This is a genomic window from Paenibacillus silvestris (assembly GCF_009882985.1).
GTDB classification, from domain to species: Bacteria; Bacillota; Bacilli; order Paenibacillales; family NBRC-103111; genus Paenibacillus_E; species Paenibacillus_E silvestris.
On sequence record NZ_WTUZ01000020.1, the window covers coordinates 176342 to 196063 of the forward strand.

At 37.0% G+C, this 19722-nt stretch carries 14 protein-coding genes; 1 reads left to right on the forward strand and 13 read right to left on the reverse strand.

Annotation, left to right across the window (positions count from 1 at the left end; all coding sequences use genetic code 11):
- Positions 1-15 precede the first annotated feature (15 nt).
- Together GQF01_RS16235 and GQF01_RS16240 are read right to left on the reverse strand one after the other, a co-directional pair.
- Entirely contained in the window at positions 16-1845 is a 1830-nt protein-coding gene (locus GQF01_RS16235) for a polysaccharide biosynthesis protein (RefSeq protein ID WP_161407789.1), read from the reverse strand.
- Positions 1846-2248: 403 nt separating this feature from the next.
- Positions 2249-4666, reverse strand: a complete 2418-nt coding sequence (locus tag GQF01_RS16240; RefSeq protein WP_161407790.1) for a right-handed parallel beta-helix repeat-containing protein — start codon at positions 4664-4666, stop codon at positions 2249-2251.
- A gap of 194 nt (positions 4667-4860) precedes the next feature.
- On the opposite strand from GQF01_RS16240, the gene GQF01_RS16245 reads away from it, so the two are divergent.
- Positions 4861-7017, forward strand: coding sequence for a right-handed parallel beta-helix repeat-containing protein (locus GQF01_RS16245; RefSeq protein ID WP_161407791.1), 2157 nt, complete (start codon positions 4861-4863; stop codon positions 7015-7017).
- Positions 7018-7070: 53 nt separating this feature from the next.
- On the opposite strand, the gene GQF01_RS37100 is transcribed toward GQF01_RS16245, so the two are convergent.
- The 11 genes from GQF01_RS37100 to GQF01_RS16300 all read right to left on the reverse strand — a co-directional run bounded on the left by GQF01_RS37100 (position 7071) and on the right by GQF01_RS16300 (position 19719).
- Positions 7071-8231 carry an acyltransferase family protein gene (locus GQF01_RS37100; protein WP_161407792.1) on the reverse strand — a complete coding sequence of 387 codons (1161 nt, stop codon included), beginning with the start codon at positions 8229-8231 and terminating at the stop codon, positions 7071-7073.
- Between the two features lie 45 nt (positions 8232-8276).
- Entirely contained in the window at positions 8277-9446 is a 1170-nt protein-coding gene (locus GQF01_RS16255; protein WP_161407793.1) for an acyltransferase family protein, read from the reverse strand.
- A 37-nt stretch (positions 9447-9483) separates the two neighbouring features.
- Positions 9484-10599, reverse strand: coding sequence for an acyltransferase (locus GQF01_RS16260; protein WP_161407794.1), 1116 nt, complete (start codon positions 10597-10599; stop codon positions 9484-9486).
- Between the two features lie 36 nt (positions 10600-10635).
- Positions 10636-12192, reverse strand: a complete 1557-nt coding sequence (locus GQF01_RS16265; protein ID WP_161407795.1) for a lipopolysaccharide biosynthesis protein — start codon at positions 12190-12192, stop codon at positions 10636-10638.
- Between the two features lie 20 nt (positions 12193-12212).
- The gene (locus GQF01_RS16270) at positions 12213-13394 is read right to left on the reverse strand and encodes a glycosyltransferase (RefSeq protein ID WP_161407796.1); all 1182 of its coding nucleotides are present in this window, start codon (positions 13392-13394) and stop codon (positions 12213-12215) included.
- A gap of 17 nt (positions 13395-13411) precedes the next feature.
- Positions 13412-14524, reverse strand: coding sequence for a polysaccharide pyruvyl transferase family protein (locus tag GQF01_RS16275; RefSeq protein ID WP_161407797.1), 1113 nt, complete (start codon positions 14522-14524; stop codon positions 13412-13414).
- Positions 14521-15756: a glycosyltransferase gene (locus GQF01_RS16280; RefSeq protein ID WP_161407798.1), complete on the reverse strand. Its 1236-nt coding sequence runs from the start codon at positions 15754-15756 to the stop codon at positions 14521-14523. Before GQF01_RS16280 ends, GQF01_RS16275 begins: the two co-directional genes overlap by 4 nt.
- A gap of 191 nt (positions 15757-15947) precedes the next feature.
- Positions 15948-17753 (reverse strand): ABC transporter ATP-binding protein, encoded by a 1806-nt coding sequence (locus tag GQF01_RS16285; RefSeq protein ID WP_161407799.1) that lies wholly within the window; start codon positions 17751-17753, stop codon positions 15948-15950.
- Between the two features lie 11 nt (positions 17754-17764).
- A complete protein-coding gene (locus GQF01_RS16290) occupies positions 17765-18949 on the reverse strand; it encodes a nucleotidyltransferase domain-containing protein (protein WP_161408219.1) in 1185 nt (394 codons plus the stop codon).
- 30 nt (positions 18950-18979) lie between these two features.
- The gene (locus GQF01_RS16295) at positions 18980-19381 is read right to left on the reverse strand and encodes a lasso peptide biosynthesis B2 protein (protein ID WP_161407800.1); all 402 of its coding nucleotides are present in this window, start codon (positions 19379-19381) and stop codon (positions 18980-18982) included.
- Between the two features lie 38 nt (positions 19382-19419).
- Positions 19420-19719, reverse strand: a complete 300-nt coding sequence (locus tag GQF01_RS16300) for a lasso peptide biosynthesis PqqD family chaperone (protein ID WP_161407801.1) — start codon at positions 19717-19719, stop codon at positions 19420-19422.
- Positions 19720-19722: the final 3 nt, after the last annotated feature.

The following is a 19722-nucleotide window of genomic DNA, read 5'->3' on the forward strand; positions in this document are numbered from 1 at the left end:
TGGTAATTAACAGCTTTATACAATTGAAATTAATTTTTTGGGAATTGAAATGACTTGACTATTTGCTAGATTTAGCAACTGAGATCTTAAGTTTTCTTTATCTAGTGTGGTATAGTTGGATATCATTTCTTTTATTTCTTCCATGTACAATTCTGATGTTTTCCCGATATAAATCTTAGGATAAACCTGTTTTTCATTGATTTCATCGCTATTTAACAACTCTTCAAAAAGCTTTTCCCCCGGTCTCATACCAGTAAATTCAATGCCTATTTCTTCTAGCGAGTTTCCTGATAGCTTTATCAGATTTTTAGCCAAATCAACAATTTTCACAGGTTCTCCCATATCAAGAACGAATATTTCCCCGCCTCTGGCTAAGGCACCTGCTTGAATCACTAATCTGGAGGCTTCTGGAATCGTCATAAAGTAGCGGATCATATCAGGATGAGTAACAGACACCGGACCACCTTTTACAATTTGCTGCTTAAATCGAGGAATGACGCTGCCACGACTCCCTAACACATTGCCGAAACGTACAGCCACGAACTTCGTGCTGCTGTTTCGATCCATATCCTGAATAACCATTTCAGCCATTCTTTTGGTGGCTCCCATGACGCTTGTTGGATTAACAGCTTTATCCGTGGAGATCATGACAAACGTATCTACCGCACTTTGGCTTGCTGCAATAGCTACATTCATCGTACCTATCACATTGTTCTTAAATGCCTCTTCAGGATTACGTTCCATTAGAGGTACATGCTTATGAGCAGCGGCGTGATAGACGACGTCCGGATGATATTTGTTCATGATCGAAATCATCTTCTTAACATCCTGGATATCAGCGATTTCCGTAATGAACTCAATGGAAGCAGCTTCGTACAAATCTTTTAATTCCATTTCAATGGAATAAATACTGTTTTCGCCATGTCCTAATAGAATTAGCATCTGAGGAGTAAACTTGGAGATTTGCCGGCAAATTTCAGATCCAATCGACCCACCAGCACCAGTCACCAACACCACTTTGTTCGTGATATATCCTGAAATACTCTCAATATCCAAATCAATTGGATCTCGGCCTAATAAGTCCTCTACCTGTACATCCATAAAGTGATTAACCGAGAGTTTTCCCGATACCAGGTCTTCTAACTTGGGGAGTGTTTGTGTCTTTGCGTTGGTTTTCGTACATTCCTGGAAGATATGGTTTAATTCCTTTTTACTTAGTGATGGAATAGCAATGATGATGTTATCAATATTCAGTTCTTTAACCGCTTGTTCGATACGCTCAATTCCCCCAATTACAGGAATCCCCAAGATATCAAGATTATGAATTTTTACATTGTCATCAATAAACCCTACAGGAAACATTTCAGCATCGTTATTTTTAAAAAGCTGCCTAACCAACATAGTCCCAGCTGATCCAGCACCAACAATCAAGGTTCTTTTCTTAACCACTGATTTCTTGATATATGTATTACGAATAATGCGCCAACAGAAGCGAGAGCCACCAATAAGAATCATATGCAGCATCCATGTCACCGCAAGCAACCGGAAATAAATATCATGAATGATCAACTGCTGAACACAAGCAACGGTAATTAACGAGTAGGTGGTAGCTTTCACAATAAAAATGAGTTCCCCAATGCTCGCATGTTCCCAAGCTTTCTTATATAGCTTATACACGAAAGAAAATACATGATGACTAACCAGCAAGGTAATGGAACTAACAACTAAGGGCAACGTGATAACGTCAAAATCTGCGCTTAATAAAAAACGACTGAAGAAAATGGAAGTGAAAACAATAAAAGAGTCAATGAAGACTAATAAAGATAATCTTTGCCTATACGACAAATGCATGCACCCTCTCATTAAAGTTCTTAAGTATAAGGCCTTTGTAAAAAGACCATATAATTAAATCCTTTAATCTTATTAGGGGCATCTAACCCCACCTCGCACCACACTTTTGACGACTCGCGTCTAAGGTCGATTCAACCCACAGCATGGCCGAGTGCCCCCGTTGATAACGGTTAGGAGGCATCACCGAAGGTTGTATGTTATTAAGAACGACGGGGTAAATTTTTTTGAATACAACGCTATGAATAACAATAAAATTCTCAATAAAGAACAACTATATACGTTCATTTTAGTTCTTTATAGAGAACATGTCAACATCGTTTTCAAATCCTCTTGCTTGCTACGCTCATTGATAAATCAAAATAGGCCACACTATGGTGGCCTCTGTGCTAGTATTCCTCTAGCTTATTAATCCATATGGCTTGAATTCTGCTAGCAAATCAACGTACTCCCATATTATGCTTCCATCTGTTGAAGTACCGCTGGTTTGCGAAGGTGGTACTTTACCGCTTTTACCTGCCACATTAGATTTATAAACTTTCCCGTTTGCAAATACATAGGTATTTATCGGATATGAAGTGTCCGCCGTCCATGCCGTATCCTCTGCTGTACCGGACACTGTAGCTACCCATCCAATATAACTGCCAGTAAGTGGAGTGGTGTTATAAATGATTTGGCCCCGTCTATAACTTCCAGAAGTGGGTGGACTAGCAAGTTTATAATACGGATCCACAATACCATCTATATAGTTGTTTAACTTTACATGATTTTGATGTTCTAGTAGTTCTATCTTGGCTATCTTTACTACATTATTGCTAAATAATATTTCAGTTAATGCTGACTTGGGATCGCTTGCATTTATTGCTTTCATAACTTTAGTCGACTTCATCATATTACCATCCATCATGAATGATTTAGCGACAAAAGTAGGCCACCAAAAATCAATTATTGTTCCCGTATTCGTTGGATTATAGTTAAACGTATTATGACTCAATACGACTTCACCACCCATATCTCTAAAAAGTAACGCTGTGCTTTCTTTACTGACAAAGTAGCTATCGCTAAAATCAAGTAATGCATTCTTCTTGTTTTGATCAATTGTTAGCAGTGTATATCCATCCCACTCAAATGAACAATTATTAAATTGGTATTCTGCTTGAGAATTATTTATCGTTGAGATTGGGCCTGAATTCTTAAACGTACAATCTGAATAATTCCCCGGAGGCAAACCAGTAACTATATTCTGATCGTGCTTAGTGTTTACGAAAGATACATGATTAAACTGCCATCCGTTCTTTGTTGCATTTGACACCCAAGTTAAACCGCTACCTTTTGCACCACTACCCTCAATAAAACAATTAGAAAGAGTTTGTGGTTCTGTAGAAAATAGTAACGTTGATCCTAGATTAGAAAATGTGCTATTGAAATCAATATCATTTATAAACCTGCAACTATCCACTTGAACACTATAAGGTTTTGTTCTACTAATATTTAAAGGACTGTTGTGGAAATAGCAATGACTAACCAGAGCTTCTCTACTACTTTGCGATAAAACTATTTTGGACCCATACATATGATTGTTTGAAAAAATAACTTCAGCTGCAATTAAACCACCGATATCCCTGAAATCATTTCCACTAACTATTGCACTGTCAACATTCTCATTGAGTGCAAATGTTCCGCTGCTAACAGCATTATTGTTTATGCTTATATGCCTTCCAGCTACAGCAATTATGTTGTATGTTGAGTTATCATGGATATTGTTATTTTCAATATAAATATATTGATTAAAATCATACATATCTTCAATATCGATTGCACCCTGTGGCGCCGTTCCTTTGATATGATGAATTTCGCACTCTTTAATGTACACGTATTTCGCACCAGTTACACTTATTCCAAGTCTTCTACAATCGTGTATATTATTTTTTTCGATATATACCTGCTTCGCAAATTCAACAACTTTTAAAGTTATTGAGCTTTGTCCAATAGGAGGAACTGTATTCTGATGGATAATAAATTTTGCATAACTAGCCCCTACCGGAACTTCGACTTCGTCGAAAAACTGTATATTTATTTTGGATGAATGAAATGTATTATCTTTTTTATAAAATACTAGATCATACAAATTGGAGATTATTCCTGCACCTAATCCTCCGTAACTCCCCCCATACAACCCAAAATAACCCCACTTTGCAATATTGGCTTGATTCAGATCTATTACTGTGGTATTTCTAATTCTCGTATCATCAACCACTGGTTTACCATCTGTTAAGCTAATTCCGCCTGACTCAAATTTACCGTCAAAATTATAACCTGGAATTTGACCATAAAGACTCCCTAAGGCAATACCATCACCTGTACAATTATATATCTCTAAACTATCAATAAATAAGAATCTAATATTTGAACCAACGAGCGGTGTATTACTTACTTTAATACCATGTCCTCCCTCATGAGTACCCGGTATAGTTGTATAATCATGCTCATTTCTATCGCCTTCTATTTTTCCATTGGTAATTCTACAGAACTGTTGATTTCTTTGTAATAAAATAATTGCGTAATTTAATGCCCCGTTTGCTTGCAACTTTAATGTCGAACCATTGAGATTAAAGGTCATAAAGCTTTGAGGTTCAATAGGATTATTTACATCTATTAAATATATTCCTTTTGGCAATGATACTTCTGTATAACCTTGATCAAACGAATATTTTAATGCATCATTTATCCCCTTACTTGTTTTCACAGCATCCGTTCCATCGTTCTTAATCCCCCAACGCGCTAAATCAATCATGTAAGTAGTTCCTGCATCTGCCATCTATTAAACACCTCCTTATCAAAGAATATTCAATAGTTAAGTAGATGGTTACAAAATACTTATATTTGGTCTTATGCCGCAGTATACTGACATTAAAAATTCAAAATCCATTTCATGCCTTCCCATGACTTTTTTTCCAATTTTAAGTGTACAATGATACCTGTATTTAAATAACTCACAAGGATGGTAAGCAAATGATTAAAAGGGTACTAATAGTTCTAACATTCTTCATACTTTCTTTTCAATCTTTACTTGTTGAAGCCGTTCCTCTAGACAATTCTACACAATCGGTAACAACGAGAACCTACAACTTAGAACTTTCACGTTGGAATATATCTAATGACGGAACGCATCCAATCGAAACAACTACCGGTATAAATAAAGCGTTGCAATGGTCCAGCGAGCAAGGATATCAAGTATTTAAAGTTCCTGCCGGTAAATATTTAATTAGCAAAGGAAGTAGTCCTAATGATCCGCAGGCTCAAATTAATATGGTTAGTAATATGACTTTCTTACTTGATGACTTAGCCATTATTCAAAAAGAAACGAATGGTTATGAGAAGTATCGAATCTTATACGTTGGCTATGGCGTTAATCAGGCAACAATTAAAGGCGGTACTTATCAAGGAGATAGAGATGCTCATAATTATAACAAGAAAGACGATGCAAGCAGCGTAGGGACTCACGAGTTTGGTAGCGGAATATTCGTAGAAGGAGCCTATAACTTAACTATTGATACTGTTAAAACAATTAACTTCACAGGTGATGGAATTACAATCGCAGGCTCAAATCCTGGAATCTCAGGTACCTACGGGAAAGACTATCTTTATGGCGATATTGATAGTTCAGGAAGATTTATTAATTCGACAACAAAGATTAGGCCTAAAACCGCAATGGACTTCTCAAATCCTAATTACAAGGGGAGAAAGTACTTTGCTTTTGAACAACCACAGGGCGTTGCGAGCAATAAATATGATGTCTATTTTTATAAAAACGATGGAACTTATTTATCTTCAGTGAAGCAAGTCCGATTTGGAATGGATCTCGTTCAGATTCCACAAGATGCCAAGAGCTTTTATCCAGTTTTTAGTTCTACTACTATCGCTAAGTTTTTTGTCAAATTGTTTAGCAACGATGTTTCTAGAAATGTGACCATTACTAATTCAGAGATAGCGTTTAATAGAAGGCAAGGAATTTCAATTGTCGGAGTAGATGGAATTATGATTAGTAATAACAAAATTCATGACATAAGCGGCACTGCGCCACAATTTGGAATTGATGCAGAAGCTGCAGGTTTTTACCCAAACAAGAACCTTACTATTAGTAATAATCACTTCTATAACAATAAAGGTGGAGACATTGTATTCGCTGATGGGGACACGGCTTCAATAAGCCATAACTTATTTGAGAGTAGTAAAGGAGTATATACTTATAACGCCTTTCCAAATACAGTTGTTAACAACAATACCTTCAACAATGGTGGACTTACAATGGGAGGTACTGGAACTGCGAATTTAAACACATTCACGAATGCCGAAGTTAATCTAAATGCAACAACTAATACATTAACCAATGCTACTTTCCTCAATAGTAATTTAAACTTGAATAATACGGACTCCTTTGGATCAAAAGTAGAAAATATAACTATGACCAATACGGATGTATCCGTTTCAACTTCTTTAAATATAGGGAGTCGTCCTGTTCACCTTTCGAATATTACCATTCAAGGACTAACCAAGCTTTCAACGCTAGGTGGAAAAGGAACAGATCAAAATATCTATGATAACTTCGATATTCAAGATTATAATGCGTTTAATGGTACTACCCTTCCTGCTGGAACCTATAATAATTGCAAATTCTCTTCGACAAATAACGAATCTGTAGGTTTAAGCATTAATCAATCCGGTAAATTTATTTTAAACAATTGCTCATTTAGTGCTTTAGGTAAGATATTTACAATGAATAGTTTATATGGGGAACCAGATATCACCTTTAATAATTCTAAATTTAATATTGCTAAAGATGTTGGTTACGCGGCCGCGATTTATGTGCAGGGAGCAAAACAGTTATCGCTGCTAAACAGTACACTAACCGCTAAAAATCTTACAATTAACAATACACCATATATTAAAATAGGATCATTAGGAGGTTCAACTAAACCAACACAAGTTAAATCCTTTACAATCAGGAATAGCACATTAATTGCTAATAAAGCACTATTTGGGATTGACTCAATAGAAGCAGGAACTGGGGCGCCAGCCTACACGATCTCAAACAATATCTTTAATGTAGCAAAATTAAAATTAAAAACGAACGATACGAAAGAAAAGAATCAAGAGTTATCCCTGTAGAATTGAAATAAAATTCCCCCACCAGCCAATACGGCCAGTGGGGGAATCTTTGTTTACCTATACAATTTGACTTTTATTTCATTAAATTGACCGCTATTTAAAGTTAACTTATTCTTATTTGTTGTTAGTCTTCTACCCAATAAAATTGATGGCTTCTCGACTAAGTAATACATGATTCCAGCGAAGACATAGGATGCGATGAACGAAATAATAAGTATTAACCAAGTTGGTATTTTTCCGTAAAATATATTGATTAAAGTTAGGAAGACTGGCAAATGGAAGAGATAAAGGCTGTAGGAGGTCTTTCCTATAAAATGTATTGGCTTAAAAAGTAGCAACCTCTTAATCATAGCTGTATTATTGCTATACACTATGAAGACTGAACCGCCTAAAGCAATAAACCAATCATTAATAATTGTTAGATGTGCATATACTACATTAGGTAAGAACCACCACGTGTACGTATAACAAAGAATTGCTGCAAGCAGTACAATTATCTTTATTATATTCGAGAAATTAGTATATAAATTCTTAAGGTACTCTCTATGTCTAGCTATTAGAGAACCAAGTATGAAGAATCCAACATAGTGTAAGGTAATCAGATAAGTTGGATTAGCATGGAAAACCTTAAAAACGAAATACCAAATAACAAAATAGAGGACCGTGCAAACCGGGGCTATTACTATACTTTTTTTCCAGTTGAGTTTGACTAAAAAATACATCAATAAGGGAAAAACGATTGATATCCTCATCTCGTGAATAAGCGACCATACAACAGGATTATACATTTGGCTTTGGAAGTCACCTACAAAGATAACATGATTTATTAATGACTCCATTGTAAAAGTATTTAGCCATGTATTATTTATGGCTTTATCTAACCCAACTAATGGCATTCGCGAAAACATACTCATTAGGATGATGGATAGCAATATTGACGCCAAATATGGGAAATAAATTCGGCATATTCTTTTTATCAAATAATCTTTATACTTCGGAGCTTTATCTTTGTAATAGGATAACGAAAGCACAAAGCCACTAAGCACAAAAAATAAGATTACCGCCTCATGCCCACCCCATAATGAATGCACGGGGGTATTCTTAAACTTCTCAAGAAAATAAGCTCCTGGAATAGCGAGGAATAAATGAGAAATAAGCACAGAAGAAGCTGCTAAACCCCTCAAAGAATCTAATTCATCAAATCGATTATTCACAAAAGACCCCCATGAGAAATGAATGTATTAACTTTTTCAACTTAATTAAATTGCTTTTTTAGTTTCATTATTAAATCGAAGTTTTGATCCTCTGAATGTATTATTTGTTAGCGCCTTGCCTAATTGAATTGATGGCCTTTCTATCAGGTGATACATGCCCACTGAGATAGTTAAACTAACAATTAATGTAAGAAGGAAAATACACCATAACGGAAGTATACTATGCAATGTTTGAACAGCTGTAAATAAAACTACAATATGTATCAAGTATAAGCTATATGATATTTTACCTAAGTAGTTAATCAGATAGTTCCTCAGCAGCCTAGAAAAAAGACTTGAATTCAGGGCAAAAACGATTAAAATAACAGCTCCGCCTGTTACTGCCCAAGAGTCAATAACCGTTCTGTAAAATGGCGAAATCCCTGGATATAGAAATAATTTAATTCCAAAAGAGGGATGGAAAAATAAATAGATGAAAAGGCCCATTACGAATAATATGATCTTAAACTTTTTGGTTAGAAGCATAAATTTATTTGTAATAGCAACTCTGTATTTAGCAAGTAATGCCCCTATTACAAACATAGCCGTGTAATTAATTGTAGCTACAAGTTCTGTTCCCGTATTAGCAGGATTCGATAGATGATAAATCATAATTCCAATCAAGCTAAATATTAGACTCATAGCTACTCCCTGTTTCCAGGTCATTTTGACTATCAGTAGCATTAAAAATGGAAATATGAGTGATATTCTCATTTCATGTAATAAAGACCATATAACAGGATTAATATTGCTAAGAAATGTTCCTATTAAGATAGCATGATTCCCTATCACTTCGGAGTTTATTGATGTTACCCAATATGAATTGAACCATCCACTATAGCTTTTTAATTGCCCATTATAAAAAAGCAATCTACAACCAACTGCAACAACTAGCATAAATAAGTACGGAAGATAAATCCGACAAACTCTTTTTACAACAAATGTAAAATAATTGGATTGTTTATTATTAAAATACGGTAAAGATAGCACAAATCCACTTAATACGAAGAATAACACAACCGATTCTCCACCAGAGATTAATAAACGAAATGGACTGTACTCAAAAAAAATTTTTAAAAACTTATCTCCGGGAACTATCAAATACATATGCGAAAAGACAACGAAGATTGCTGCAAAACCTCTTAATGAATCAAGCTCTTCAAACCGCGTTTTCATTAAACACCCCAATTAATATAATTTCGCAGGTACCGTGTTAGCTATCCAATCTATTAATTAGAGGCTCAACAGGAACATGTTTTTTTCTATTGCTTTTTTGCCCGAGAAATACGGTTGAAATAGGAGTCATCTTGATAAGTTCAACGAACCAATAAGAGACAATTAATGTTAGGAGTGTAGTAAGCACTATAAATAAAAGATTAGTGAACAATAGGGATGAGACAATAAGAACAACCTTGATAATCGCGACATGGATAAGATAAATACCAAAAGAATTTCGATAAATAGACGTTATATATTTGGGTTGATTTCGCAATGTCATACTTATTTTTACGATCAGTGCCATAGACGCAAAAGAATAGATCATGACAGTTAATCTGAAATAACCCATTAATTCCATTTGCTTTTCAATTCCAAAGCTTAGTAAGGTATCCATGATTAAAGCAATAGCAGACACTATGTAAATAGCAATAAAAATAGTTAATGACTTTGATTTTATAAATTCAAGTAACTTTGAATAATATTGTGCTGCATACACACCTAAGCAGAAGTAACTCATCCAAATAATAAATGTAGATTGCAGGATTGAGCTCGCGGATCCAACTAAATCTTTGGGTAAAACAGCCCCCACCACTAATATTTGATATCCAACATACATTAAAATATTAATAAGCAGTAAACTAATTACTGCCTTTTTACTTCTAGCTAGTTTGATAATCAATGGCAAGAAAATAAACATCTGGAACAGTAAAGGAATGTAATAAAGCTGGTAGAATGGTCCATTACCGGTTAAAAAAATCATAATAATGCCTTTATAATTACTAGAATAAGAGAGGAAAAAGATTAAGCCCAAACTAGTCCAAACTAGATATGGAACAATTAAATCTTTGATTTTCCCTTTAATTAATTGCAAATAGCTGTTCTTCATATAGCTTTGATATGCTAACACACCAGAAACAAATAAAAATGCCGGCACACAAAAGCGACTCAGTTGATTTATCACAATGCTTGAAATAAATGTGAATTGGTCCGCAGGCATTTTCGTCAAGGTAATGCTGGTCACATGAATAGCAATAACTGCTATTACAGCTATTGCTCTTATAAAATCTAATTCTGGAAATCTACTATTACTCTTTACTTCTAATGATGTCATGTCATTCACCCCCTGAGAATGAGAAACAATAAATAACTATAAATTTTTAAATTTCATACGTACTGAGCCAATTCGAACTTTCGATGATTCAACTAACTTCCCTACCAACCCTCTAAAATAAGCAAACTCTTCGTTCTTCCTAAATATCAAATAATAAACAACATTAATCAGTACAAGATTGATCAAGCAGTTCCCCATAAGCGCATAGATACTTTTCGTATCTTTCAAAGGCATTGTCACAAAGTAAGTAAGGGTTAGAGGAATACAAGCAATGAGCAGGTATTTGGCATACATTTTGAAATACTCAACTAAATGAACTTTGAAAATATACTTATAGACCATTTTGGGCTTTACCCAGAAAATAACGGTCACATTACTTAATAAGGTCCCTAAAAGTACACCAGGTAAGCCAATTAACTTAACCAAAATAATGGACGCACCTAAATTTATAGCCGCCTCCGCTAATGGTGCATATCGATCTTGAACGTAAATTCCCCCACCCTCTTTAAAGCGCTCAACAGATCCCCGCATCAAAAAGAAATAGAAGTTTATCACTAGCAAGATAATGCTCAGATGATCAAGTACTTGACCCTCGCCTAACCACAGCAACACGAATTGCTGAACTGTATTCAGTAATGAAATGCTTGCCAAAGAAACTAACCAGAAACTTAGGAAAAATAGCTTCCTATGCACTTTATATGCCGCACTCTTATCCTCTTCCACTAGCAAATTGCCAACACTAGCTGACACACCAGAAAGCGAGCTGGAAATTAGCCCTTGAGCGGCACCAAGTATCATACTATAGCTATTAAATATGCCTACTACCGTAAGATTGATAAACGCAGAAATGACAACATTACTTGTTCCTAAAACTAAAATACCGCCGATTTTATGCATGAATAGTGCTTTGACATTTTTAATTAGCGACGTTCTTTCTTCTGTATTTATTTTCCCTGCTGTCTGATTAATCCAAGGATATTTCTTCTTAATGTATAAGTTCATAAATAAGAAATACAGTAAACTAACTATGATTTGAATAATTAAAAACACATATAAACTCGGGTACACCTTCAACATTGCCAATTGTAATAAGGACATGACTAGTTTGCTTGCCGTAGTGCCTATTGCGACTTTATAGCCATCTTGCGCCACATTTAGGATACATATCTTATAAGAAAAAAAGTAACTTATTATCGTATTTATTAAAAATAATAGAAAATAAAGCTGTGCATCCAGAATGTTAATTTGATCTTTAATGAAAAATTGTAAAAAGAAAGAGACGATTACACCAAGTACTAAGATGATGACTCCAACAGCGTTATAGAATTTAGAGTAAAACTGCAAATACCCATTAACCTTTACCTGGTGGTTATCAGCAAAAGGTTTATATAAGGAATAAATGATGGCACTCCCGATACCAAGTTCAACAATGGAGAGTAAGCCAATGATATTGGTATACAATGAGGTCAGCCCTAATAATTCATTTCCTAGTGAATCTAAAAATACCTTCCTCACAATAAAAGATGGCAATAACCCTAGCATAAAGGTTAGTAAATTTACGATAACGTTAATACTTGCTTTACGGACTCTCATTCATAGCTCACCATCTTTAGTTATGACTCAATCATAGCGTACACTTTATTTATTTCATCTTCCGTACCGATGCTTTCTTTCCTTAGATTCCCGCGAATATGCTCTCTTAAGCTGCTGTCAGCTAGAACTTTACTTACACCAACAAACAGATCATCAGAGTTCATATTTACAATTAATCCGTTCACGCCATCCTTAATCTGACCATGAATAACAGTGAAGTTTGTGGCAACAACAGGTCTTTCCAGTATCTTGGCTTCTGCAATAGCTAAACCAAATCCCTCGAATCTCGATGGTTGGACATAAATATCACATTGTTTTAAATACACATACGGATTATGAAAAGTTCCCAAAAAAATGAATGTATCTTCTAACTCATATTTCCTAATCATTGCTAGCAAACTTTCCTTCAATTGCCCTTCACCAATTACATACCACTTGTGTTTAAACCCATGATTTTTCAATTTATAAGAAGCTTCAATTGCCATGTCGTAGCCTTTAGCATCTACCAATCTTCCAATGGTTAATATCCGTGCTCCATCATATTCATCTGTGAAACCACCTTGATCGTTAGCCATTGAAGTAACTAAATTCGGTGAGATAATATCATATACAACATTAGTTTTACCTTTGGCAATTGGCATTTCTTGAACGAATACCTCTTTGTTTAATTCCGATACAGCAGTAACATAGTCAAAAACTTCATAGTACTCGAGATCAAAGCTCTTATTGTACGGAGCAACTCTATAATCCGTATTAACCCAACAAATCTTTTTATTTGCAATGACCTTTTCAGCAACAAAGTAAGTTGGTGTCCCTTGACTGTAGGCTATTGCTACATCATATTTTTCTGTTAAATTATCGATTCCCTTAGATGTCCAGTCCCAGCTGATTTGTGCTCCATGCATCTTTTTAATTCTATATGGATTTCTCAGCGCAATTGACCCTCTAAATCTTAAATACAGCTCTTTGAACTTTCTATTAATAATTAGATTTTTAACTCCGTTCGTCTGTCCTTGCATATAAGCAGGCACATCTAATACATTAACTTCTTTAGGTAGAAGTGGGAGGTACAATCCATTCTGTGAAAACATAAGCAAATCCACTTGATATTTCTCATAATCAAATAAGGAAAGTAAAGATATTAAGCTTTTCTCAGCTCCCCCGCTGTGCAAGGAATCAATGACAAAAAGGATCTTTTTCATACATGAGTCCTCTCACTTTATTTCTGAATGGCAAGTACATCCTGCAAATATTTTTTTGAAAATCTAATTTTTTCGTGTAATATCGCATTGCTCTCTTTATAATCAATTACTGATAGTACCTTGTCTAAGTTGTATTTCTCGTCAACAAGCCTATCCTTTAACTGTAAATCGTCTAACAAATCTCTCATTCTTGTATTTATTGCTTCATTTCTGTTCACAATAACGAACATTTTCTCATAAAGAACGGAAAAAACAGCAGCATGAAACGAATTCGATATAACGAATTGTGCGTCTCTGACAAGAGATACAAAGGTCTCAGGCCCATCTAATGTAAAGTACTTATCCGCATATTTAAGCTTGCCTGAATAAATCGTGTAAATCTTATACCCCTTTTCCTTCGCAATTTCCAAAGCTATTTTCTTAATCAGGCTGCTGTTATCAAAATCGTATATGAGTATGTATTTTTCTTGGAATTCCTGTTTACACATGTCGTTCCAATCATTCTTGTCTAACAAGAACACGGGATCAACAACGTGATTGGCCTTCTGGATGTTCAACTTATTTAGGATTTCAACGCCACTCTTCTCTCTCACACCGATAGCATCTAGCTTCTCAACTCTTTGTTTGACAACAGGTTGATACTCGGAGGAAATGGTGTCTGTCGCGAAGCTTGCAGCATATGAGGCCTTTATCTTTTTATCTGGAACAAAATCTAAGTAGAACGCAGGATCCTTACCATTCTTATGTAAACAATTCCAAATTTGATCACTGCCACATATGTAGGCATCCGCGTAAGGAGTATTGTTCTTTAATTCCTCATTGGATTCATATCTGTTCTCTGTAATTCGTAAGTAATCATCTTTAAATTTATCAAATGCCCTTTTCCTAGCTCGTTCTCGCAATCTACCTGGTAATTTCAAGGTTAAATAAAGATACTTGGTGGCGAAGTTCTTCTCCCATCTAGGGTTACTTACGCTCCATAAATTATAATGATTACTTAAATAATCAGGTTTATAATCAATGATTTCTGCTTCATGACCGCTATTCTTCAGGTATTTCAATAACCCATAGGCCTGCAACGAAGCACCATGATTATAAACATCATGGCAAGTAATTGTACAAACCTTCATACTGTCACTTCCTTCATGACATAGTTCTGCTCTGATACATGCACTATGTTATATAGTTTATTCAATTCATCGTTATTGCTATAATCCGTTTGCGCGCACTTGTTAGCAAAGCTAGCTCTTAACTTACTATCCGCAAGCAATCGCTCTATCCCCGCTGCGATCCCTTCAACACTTAACTCACAAATCAAACCTTCTACTCCATCCTCAATCTGACTGCTCGCTGTTGTATAATTGGTAATCAAGATCGGCTTACCTAGTATTTTCGCTTCAGTTACCGTCACTGCTTTGCCTTCATACCTGGAGGGCTGGACGTACAAGTCGCATGCCTTAATATAAGGATATGGATTTACTTTCTTACCTAGTAACACGAAGCTTTCTTCTAAATGGTTATTGGCTATTAACTGTTTAAGTTCATCCTCGTAACCACCATACCCGACAATTAACCACTTTATTTGGGTTAGACCTTTATCATGTAACAGTCTCAATGCTTTGACAGCCATATCAAAACCTTTAACATAAGACAGTCTTCCAACAGATACGATGGTAAAGCTATCTTGATATCTTTCATTTGACGGGATTTCACTTTCCGCCATCTTTCGAATAAAGCTAGGTGAAGTAATATTCTCAATAAGCTTAATCTTATTTTGTAGGGAAGGGTATGTATTTAGAAATGCATCTGTACAGGCATCCGAGATGGAAGCTATAACATCGAATTTCTTCCAAACAACTAAATCAATGTTATTATCTATTTCTAGCTCGCTGTAGTCTGTATGGATCCAAGCTATTTTCTTAGCCGCGGATACCCTATTTGCCACAAGGTCATGAGGCCAGGCATAGCTAATGGCCAAATCGTAATTCTGCTTTAACCTAGGCAGCACATAGGAATTGTATTTAAGATCTAGCTGCATTTGAATATAACCAGAGCCCTCTTTTAATCGTCTAGCTCTAGCTTTCATAGATGCCATTGTTTTACTCAGTAATCTAATAAATAAGGCCAAGAAATGCCCTTCTTTTAGACAATCAATCATTGATTTTCTAAATACTGAGTATTTAGATATCTGTGGCAGTAGATTAACCTTCTCTGGTAGTAAGCTAAGGAAATCACCGGAATGATGACAGATAAATAAATCCACTTCATAGTTATCGTAATCGAAGCTTTCGAGCATGTTGATTAAGCTTCTTTCGATTCCGCCAATTTCCATGTCATAGACAGTAATCAGTATTTTATGCATATTGAATATAGCTCTTTTCCCTTTTAATTGGAATTGTCATTTCATAATCTCCCTTATCCGACAGCCTGTGTCTAAGGCAGCATAGTTCTTGATAAAGAACATCTGCTCATTCTCTATATTAGTTCTTTATAAAGAACATGTCAACCTTAATAACCTTCATTAGAGAACTTTTACACAGTCTTAATTCTTAACTAAGAACTAACCACTAATTGGTTACCCAACAAGTTGGAAAACTGTCCCTCACGTTCTGCAGCCAATTGATCGTAATCTCCTTGCTGAATAACGCTTCCCTGATCGAGAACAATCACTTGATCAGCATTTCGGATGGTTGATAAGCGGTGAGCGATAACGACCAGCGTTATTTTTCCTTTGAGCAAATCTAGTGCCTCTTGAATCCCTGCCTCATTCTCTGTATCCAAAGCACTCGTTGCCTCATCAAGCACTAGGATGGACGGCTTTCTCAAGATCGCTCTGGCGAGCACAAGCCGCTGCCGTTCTCCACCAGAGAACCGTACGCCCCGGTCACCGATGATTGTATCCAACCCCTGAGGGAGCTTCCTGACGAATTCATCAGCAGCCGAGAACTCCAGTGCTTCCCACATCTGCCCTTCAGATGCCTCTGGACTAATCATCAACAGATTCTCCCGAATACTTGCATGAAATAGGAAAGGATCCTGTGAAACATAGCTGATGGATTTACGTAAGGACAAGATCTTGTCGTCCTGAAGCGGCTCCCCATCAATCAATACCTGACCGACCTCGGGCTGCATAAGTCCCATAATGATATCGACTAGGGTACTTTTGCCGGAACCTGAACGACCCACAATTGCTGTCATCTGCAAGGCAGGGATATGGAGGTTAATGTCCGTTAGTGCATATGTAGGCTCGTTCCGATTGTAACGGAAGGACACATTCCGGCACTCGATGCCATATTTCACAGCTATCGGAGATATCGCTTGAGAATCCTGTTTATTCTCGGTATGAAACTCCTTAGCACTGGCAAATTCCTCTTGCAATTGCAGTAGTGAACGAAAGGCAGGAATGGAAGAAGCAATCTGCTCCATATTGGACTGTATGCTTGTAAAACGTGGCCACAGCCGGGAGAAAATCACAATAATCAACAAGAGCTGCTCCACTTTCGTGTGAAACAAGGTGACAGAGAGATAAATAAAGGAAGCAATTAATAACGCAGAGGCTGCTTTATAGAAAAATTGGGAAGCTGATCTTAGCTTTATATAATCAACCTGCTCATTCATTATTTTCTGAGTTAGGGAGTGAAACCAAGCTAGCCTGGATCCCTCCAGCGTATTGCTTTTAATGTCCTTCATGCCTCCAAGCTGATCCGTAATTCCAGCAAGAAAGCTTTGTGACAATTCGGAGGTTTGCCCACCAAGGGATTTCGCGCTTTTGATAAATCTACGAGAAAATAAGGTGAGGATGAAACCGAAGGCCAGAACAAAGAGCGTCATGACCGGAGATAGCCAGAAAGCTAAACCGATTTGAATCAATGTAAAGATGACAGAAGCAATGAGTTGAAGGATTAACGTTGTTCCGAATCCCACTCTGGTTAGCTCCGTAGTTAGAGAGTTAATGAGATCTGATTTTCTACGTTTTATAAAAAAGACCCAATTCGACTGCATTAAAGCTGTATACGTGTCCAATCGTAGGTGACGGAGAAACTTCTGCTGAATGGTTGCTTCTCTAATGGTGAGAAACCGCTGCAGCCAATTTTGACCAAGCATCAAGACAACAAACATCCCGAGAATAAGGGGCAATCCTAATGCCTTAGGAAAACTTTGCAGAAAGGTCAAGAGGCCCGCAATCGGAGATGCACCTGTATTTACGCTGGCAATGCCGCTAGCGCTTATGATAGGAAGCAGCAAAAATACACCCGCACCATCAAGTAAACTAATGACTACCATGCCAATGACACTAATAATTAGTTTATTACCTGAATAAGCATATAGCTTTTTTAAATAATGAATGATGTAGCCCATTGTGTTTCCCCCTATAGCCATGCCTGTTTCCGCGTTTTTCTCCAGATCCACAAGAAAGGTCTCAGAGGAAAGTATAAGAAATGGAGGCTCTTTGGCAACGGCATTATTTCCACATCCATTGGATAGGGATATAGAAAACTTAGTACATGCAGCAGCTTTAACTGAAAGGACATTAAATTGAACAAGTGGCGTTTATGATATCTCGCAACATCATCAGGCAAAGGTTCATTATGCAGGTGAATCATTTGTTTAATATAGAACAAAGTTTCCTGCGCTAATTGTTTAGCTCGTTTACTGGCGGCTAGTGAGCTAAATTCCATAGGCATAGGAGTTCCTAACAACTCAGAGGATAATAGAAGTGCTTGCCCTCCTACATGTTTTAGCTGATATTTTTTTAAAAGAAAGCCTAGTCTTCCCCAGCCGTGATGAATCCTTAGGATACGATCCATGTCCAGTAACCAGCGAAGCCTTGACCACCCATGACGTGCACCATGCGAAACAAGGAACATAAAGAGATCCTCATGACCCAGCATATACACAGGAGAACTTGTTAATGTGCTAAGCCTCTTCCTTGCCCATAATTCGTTGAAGGCTGGTTCAAATGAAGGGCCGGGATTCAGTTTCCAATGAATTTCAAGCTTAATTTTCTTCTGAGGATGGAAATAGGTCATGTGATGATGTCTCCATTTCCAGTCATTCAAAACCGTCGAGAAGTATTCATCTCTTACGTATCCGCCACTTTCCAGTAATTCATGTGTATGCTCCAAATCATCTATGGAAATAAGCACATCCAAATCACTGCAAGTTCGCTTGGATAGATCACCATACAAGTCTGCAGCGAGCGCTGGGCCTTTAAGTAGTAGGACCTTAATCTCATTGTCGGATAGTAATTTACAGAATTGCTCCATCTCTCCGCTTAAACGCAGCATATGAAACGTATTACGCTGATATTCATGGCGCAGCTCTTGAATCACGTAGGCAGGTACGAAACTATCCATCGTTTTCACTTGATTGAATATATAGGGATAGACACGATGATGCCGCGCTAGTTCCAAGAAGAGGTTCCAATCTGTGCCATAAAACTGCTCTTCGACGAGCGGAGTTTTGCTTCCCTCGCTTTCATTCTTCACGAGTAAGAGCAGCATTTTCAATTCATTCGGCAAGACTGCTAAATCCAAGTTCCAATCAGTTCCCATTCCCATCGTATAACTCCCTATCCCTTGCCGCTATGGATTCGTTTTGGCGAACTTGCCAACGACAGTAAATTTCTCCATTCCTTCTTTGCCTGTTACATAATAATGTCCGCTTCTCAGCCATGCATGTGCAATCATCTTCTTGGATTCATCTTTCGCTGTCCCCAAATACAGAGTGCTTTCAATCTGGCGCCGATTCAGCATTTTCATCCCTGCTATAGCCCTTACAAGACACTTACTGTCCCAGAGCGTGTACTTGCTCATAATGTCTATCGCACTGGATATTTGCCGCAGGATGATTCGATTCGTTTCCACTTGCGTTGTAGATGTTTCATGCATCGCCATTCCGAGCGAAGGAGCCACCTTGGTGAACGGGAGTTTCACTAAAATACGAGCCCAGCCCAAGTAAAACAAGGCCTCTACGAATAGAAGCATCGTTGGTAAATCTAGTGAAAGTATAGCTTTGACTCGATTCACAGCTCATCACCAATCTGGATAAGCTTCTGGTCCAACAGATGCTTCAGAAATGAAAAAACTTGTTCCTCACACTCGGATTGTTCGACCTCATATTCCGTCATGAGGGTACTCACGACTTCTCCTACTGAAACGGGCGCGGCAATAAGTTCCCATATACGGCCACCTATCTGGCCAAGGTTATAGTAGTTCCCGTTTGTAATGTTCATCATGACTTTGTCACCGTCCATATCACTAACGATGTTACCTTGTTCTTGTACAACCCCAGTCTGCAGTGTGAGATGTGGATTCTTAATCATTTA

Excerpts from the sequence above, each read along its gene's own strand:
- GQF01_RS16280 (WP_161407798.1), bottom strand. The coding sequence starts at position 15,756 with ATGCATAAAATACTGATTACTGTCTATGACATGGAAATTGGCGGAATC.
- GQF01_RS16300 (WP_161407801.1), bottom strand. The coding sequence starts at position 19,719 with ATGATTAAGAATCCACATCTCACACTGCAGACTGGGGTTGTACAAGAA.
- GQF01_RS16255 (WP_161407793.1), bottom strand. The coding sequence starts at position 9,446 with ATGAAAACGCGGTTTGAAGAGCTTGATTCATTAAGAGGTTTTGCAGCA.
- GQF01_RS16295 (WP_161407800.1), bottom strand. The coding sequence starts at position 19,381 with ATGCTTCTATTCGTAGAGGCCTTGTTTTACTTGGGCTGGGCTCGTATT.
- GQF01_RS16265 (WP_161407795.1), bottom strand. The coding sequence starts at position 12,192 with ATGAGAGTCCGTAAAGCAAGTATTAACGTTATCGTAAATTTACTAACC.
- GQF01_RS16270 (WP_161407796.1), bottom strand. The coding sequence starts at position 13,394 with ATGAAAAAGATCCTTTTTGTCATTGATTCCTTGCACAGCGGGGGAGCT.
- GQF01_RS16290 (WP_161408219.1), bottom strand. The coding sequence starts at position 18,949 with ATGGGAACTGATTGGAACTTGGATTTAGCAGTCTTGCCGAATGAATTG.
- GQF01_RS16240 (WP_161407790.1), bottom strand. The coding sequence starts at position 4,666 with ATGGCAGATGCAGGAACTACTTACATGATTGATTTAGCGCGTTGGGGG.
- GQF01_RS16245 (WP_161407791.1), top strand. The coding sequence starts at position 4,861 with ATGATTAAAAGGGTACTAATAGTTCTAACATTCTTCATACTTTCTTTT.
- GQF01_RS16260 (WP_161407794.1), bottom strand. The coding sequence starts at position 10,599 with ATGACATCATTAGAAGTAAAGAGTAATAGTAGATTTCCAGAATTAGAT.
- GQF01_RS16275 (WP_161407797.1), bottom strand. The coding sequence starts at position 14,524 with ATGAAGGTTTGTACAATTACTTGCCATGATGTTTATAATCATGGTGCT.
- GQF01_RS16285 (WP_161407799.1), bottom strand. The coding sequence starts at position 17,753 with ATGGGCTACATCATTCATTATTTAAAAAAGCTATATGCTTATTCAGGT.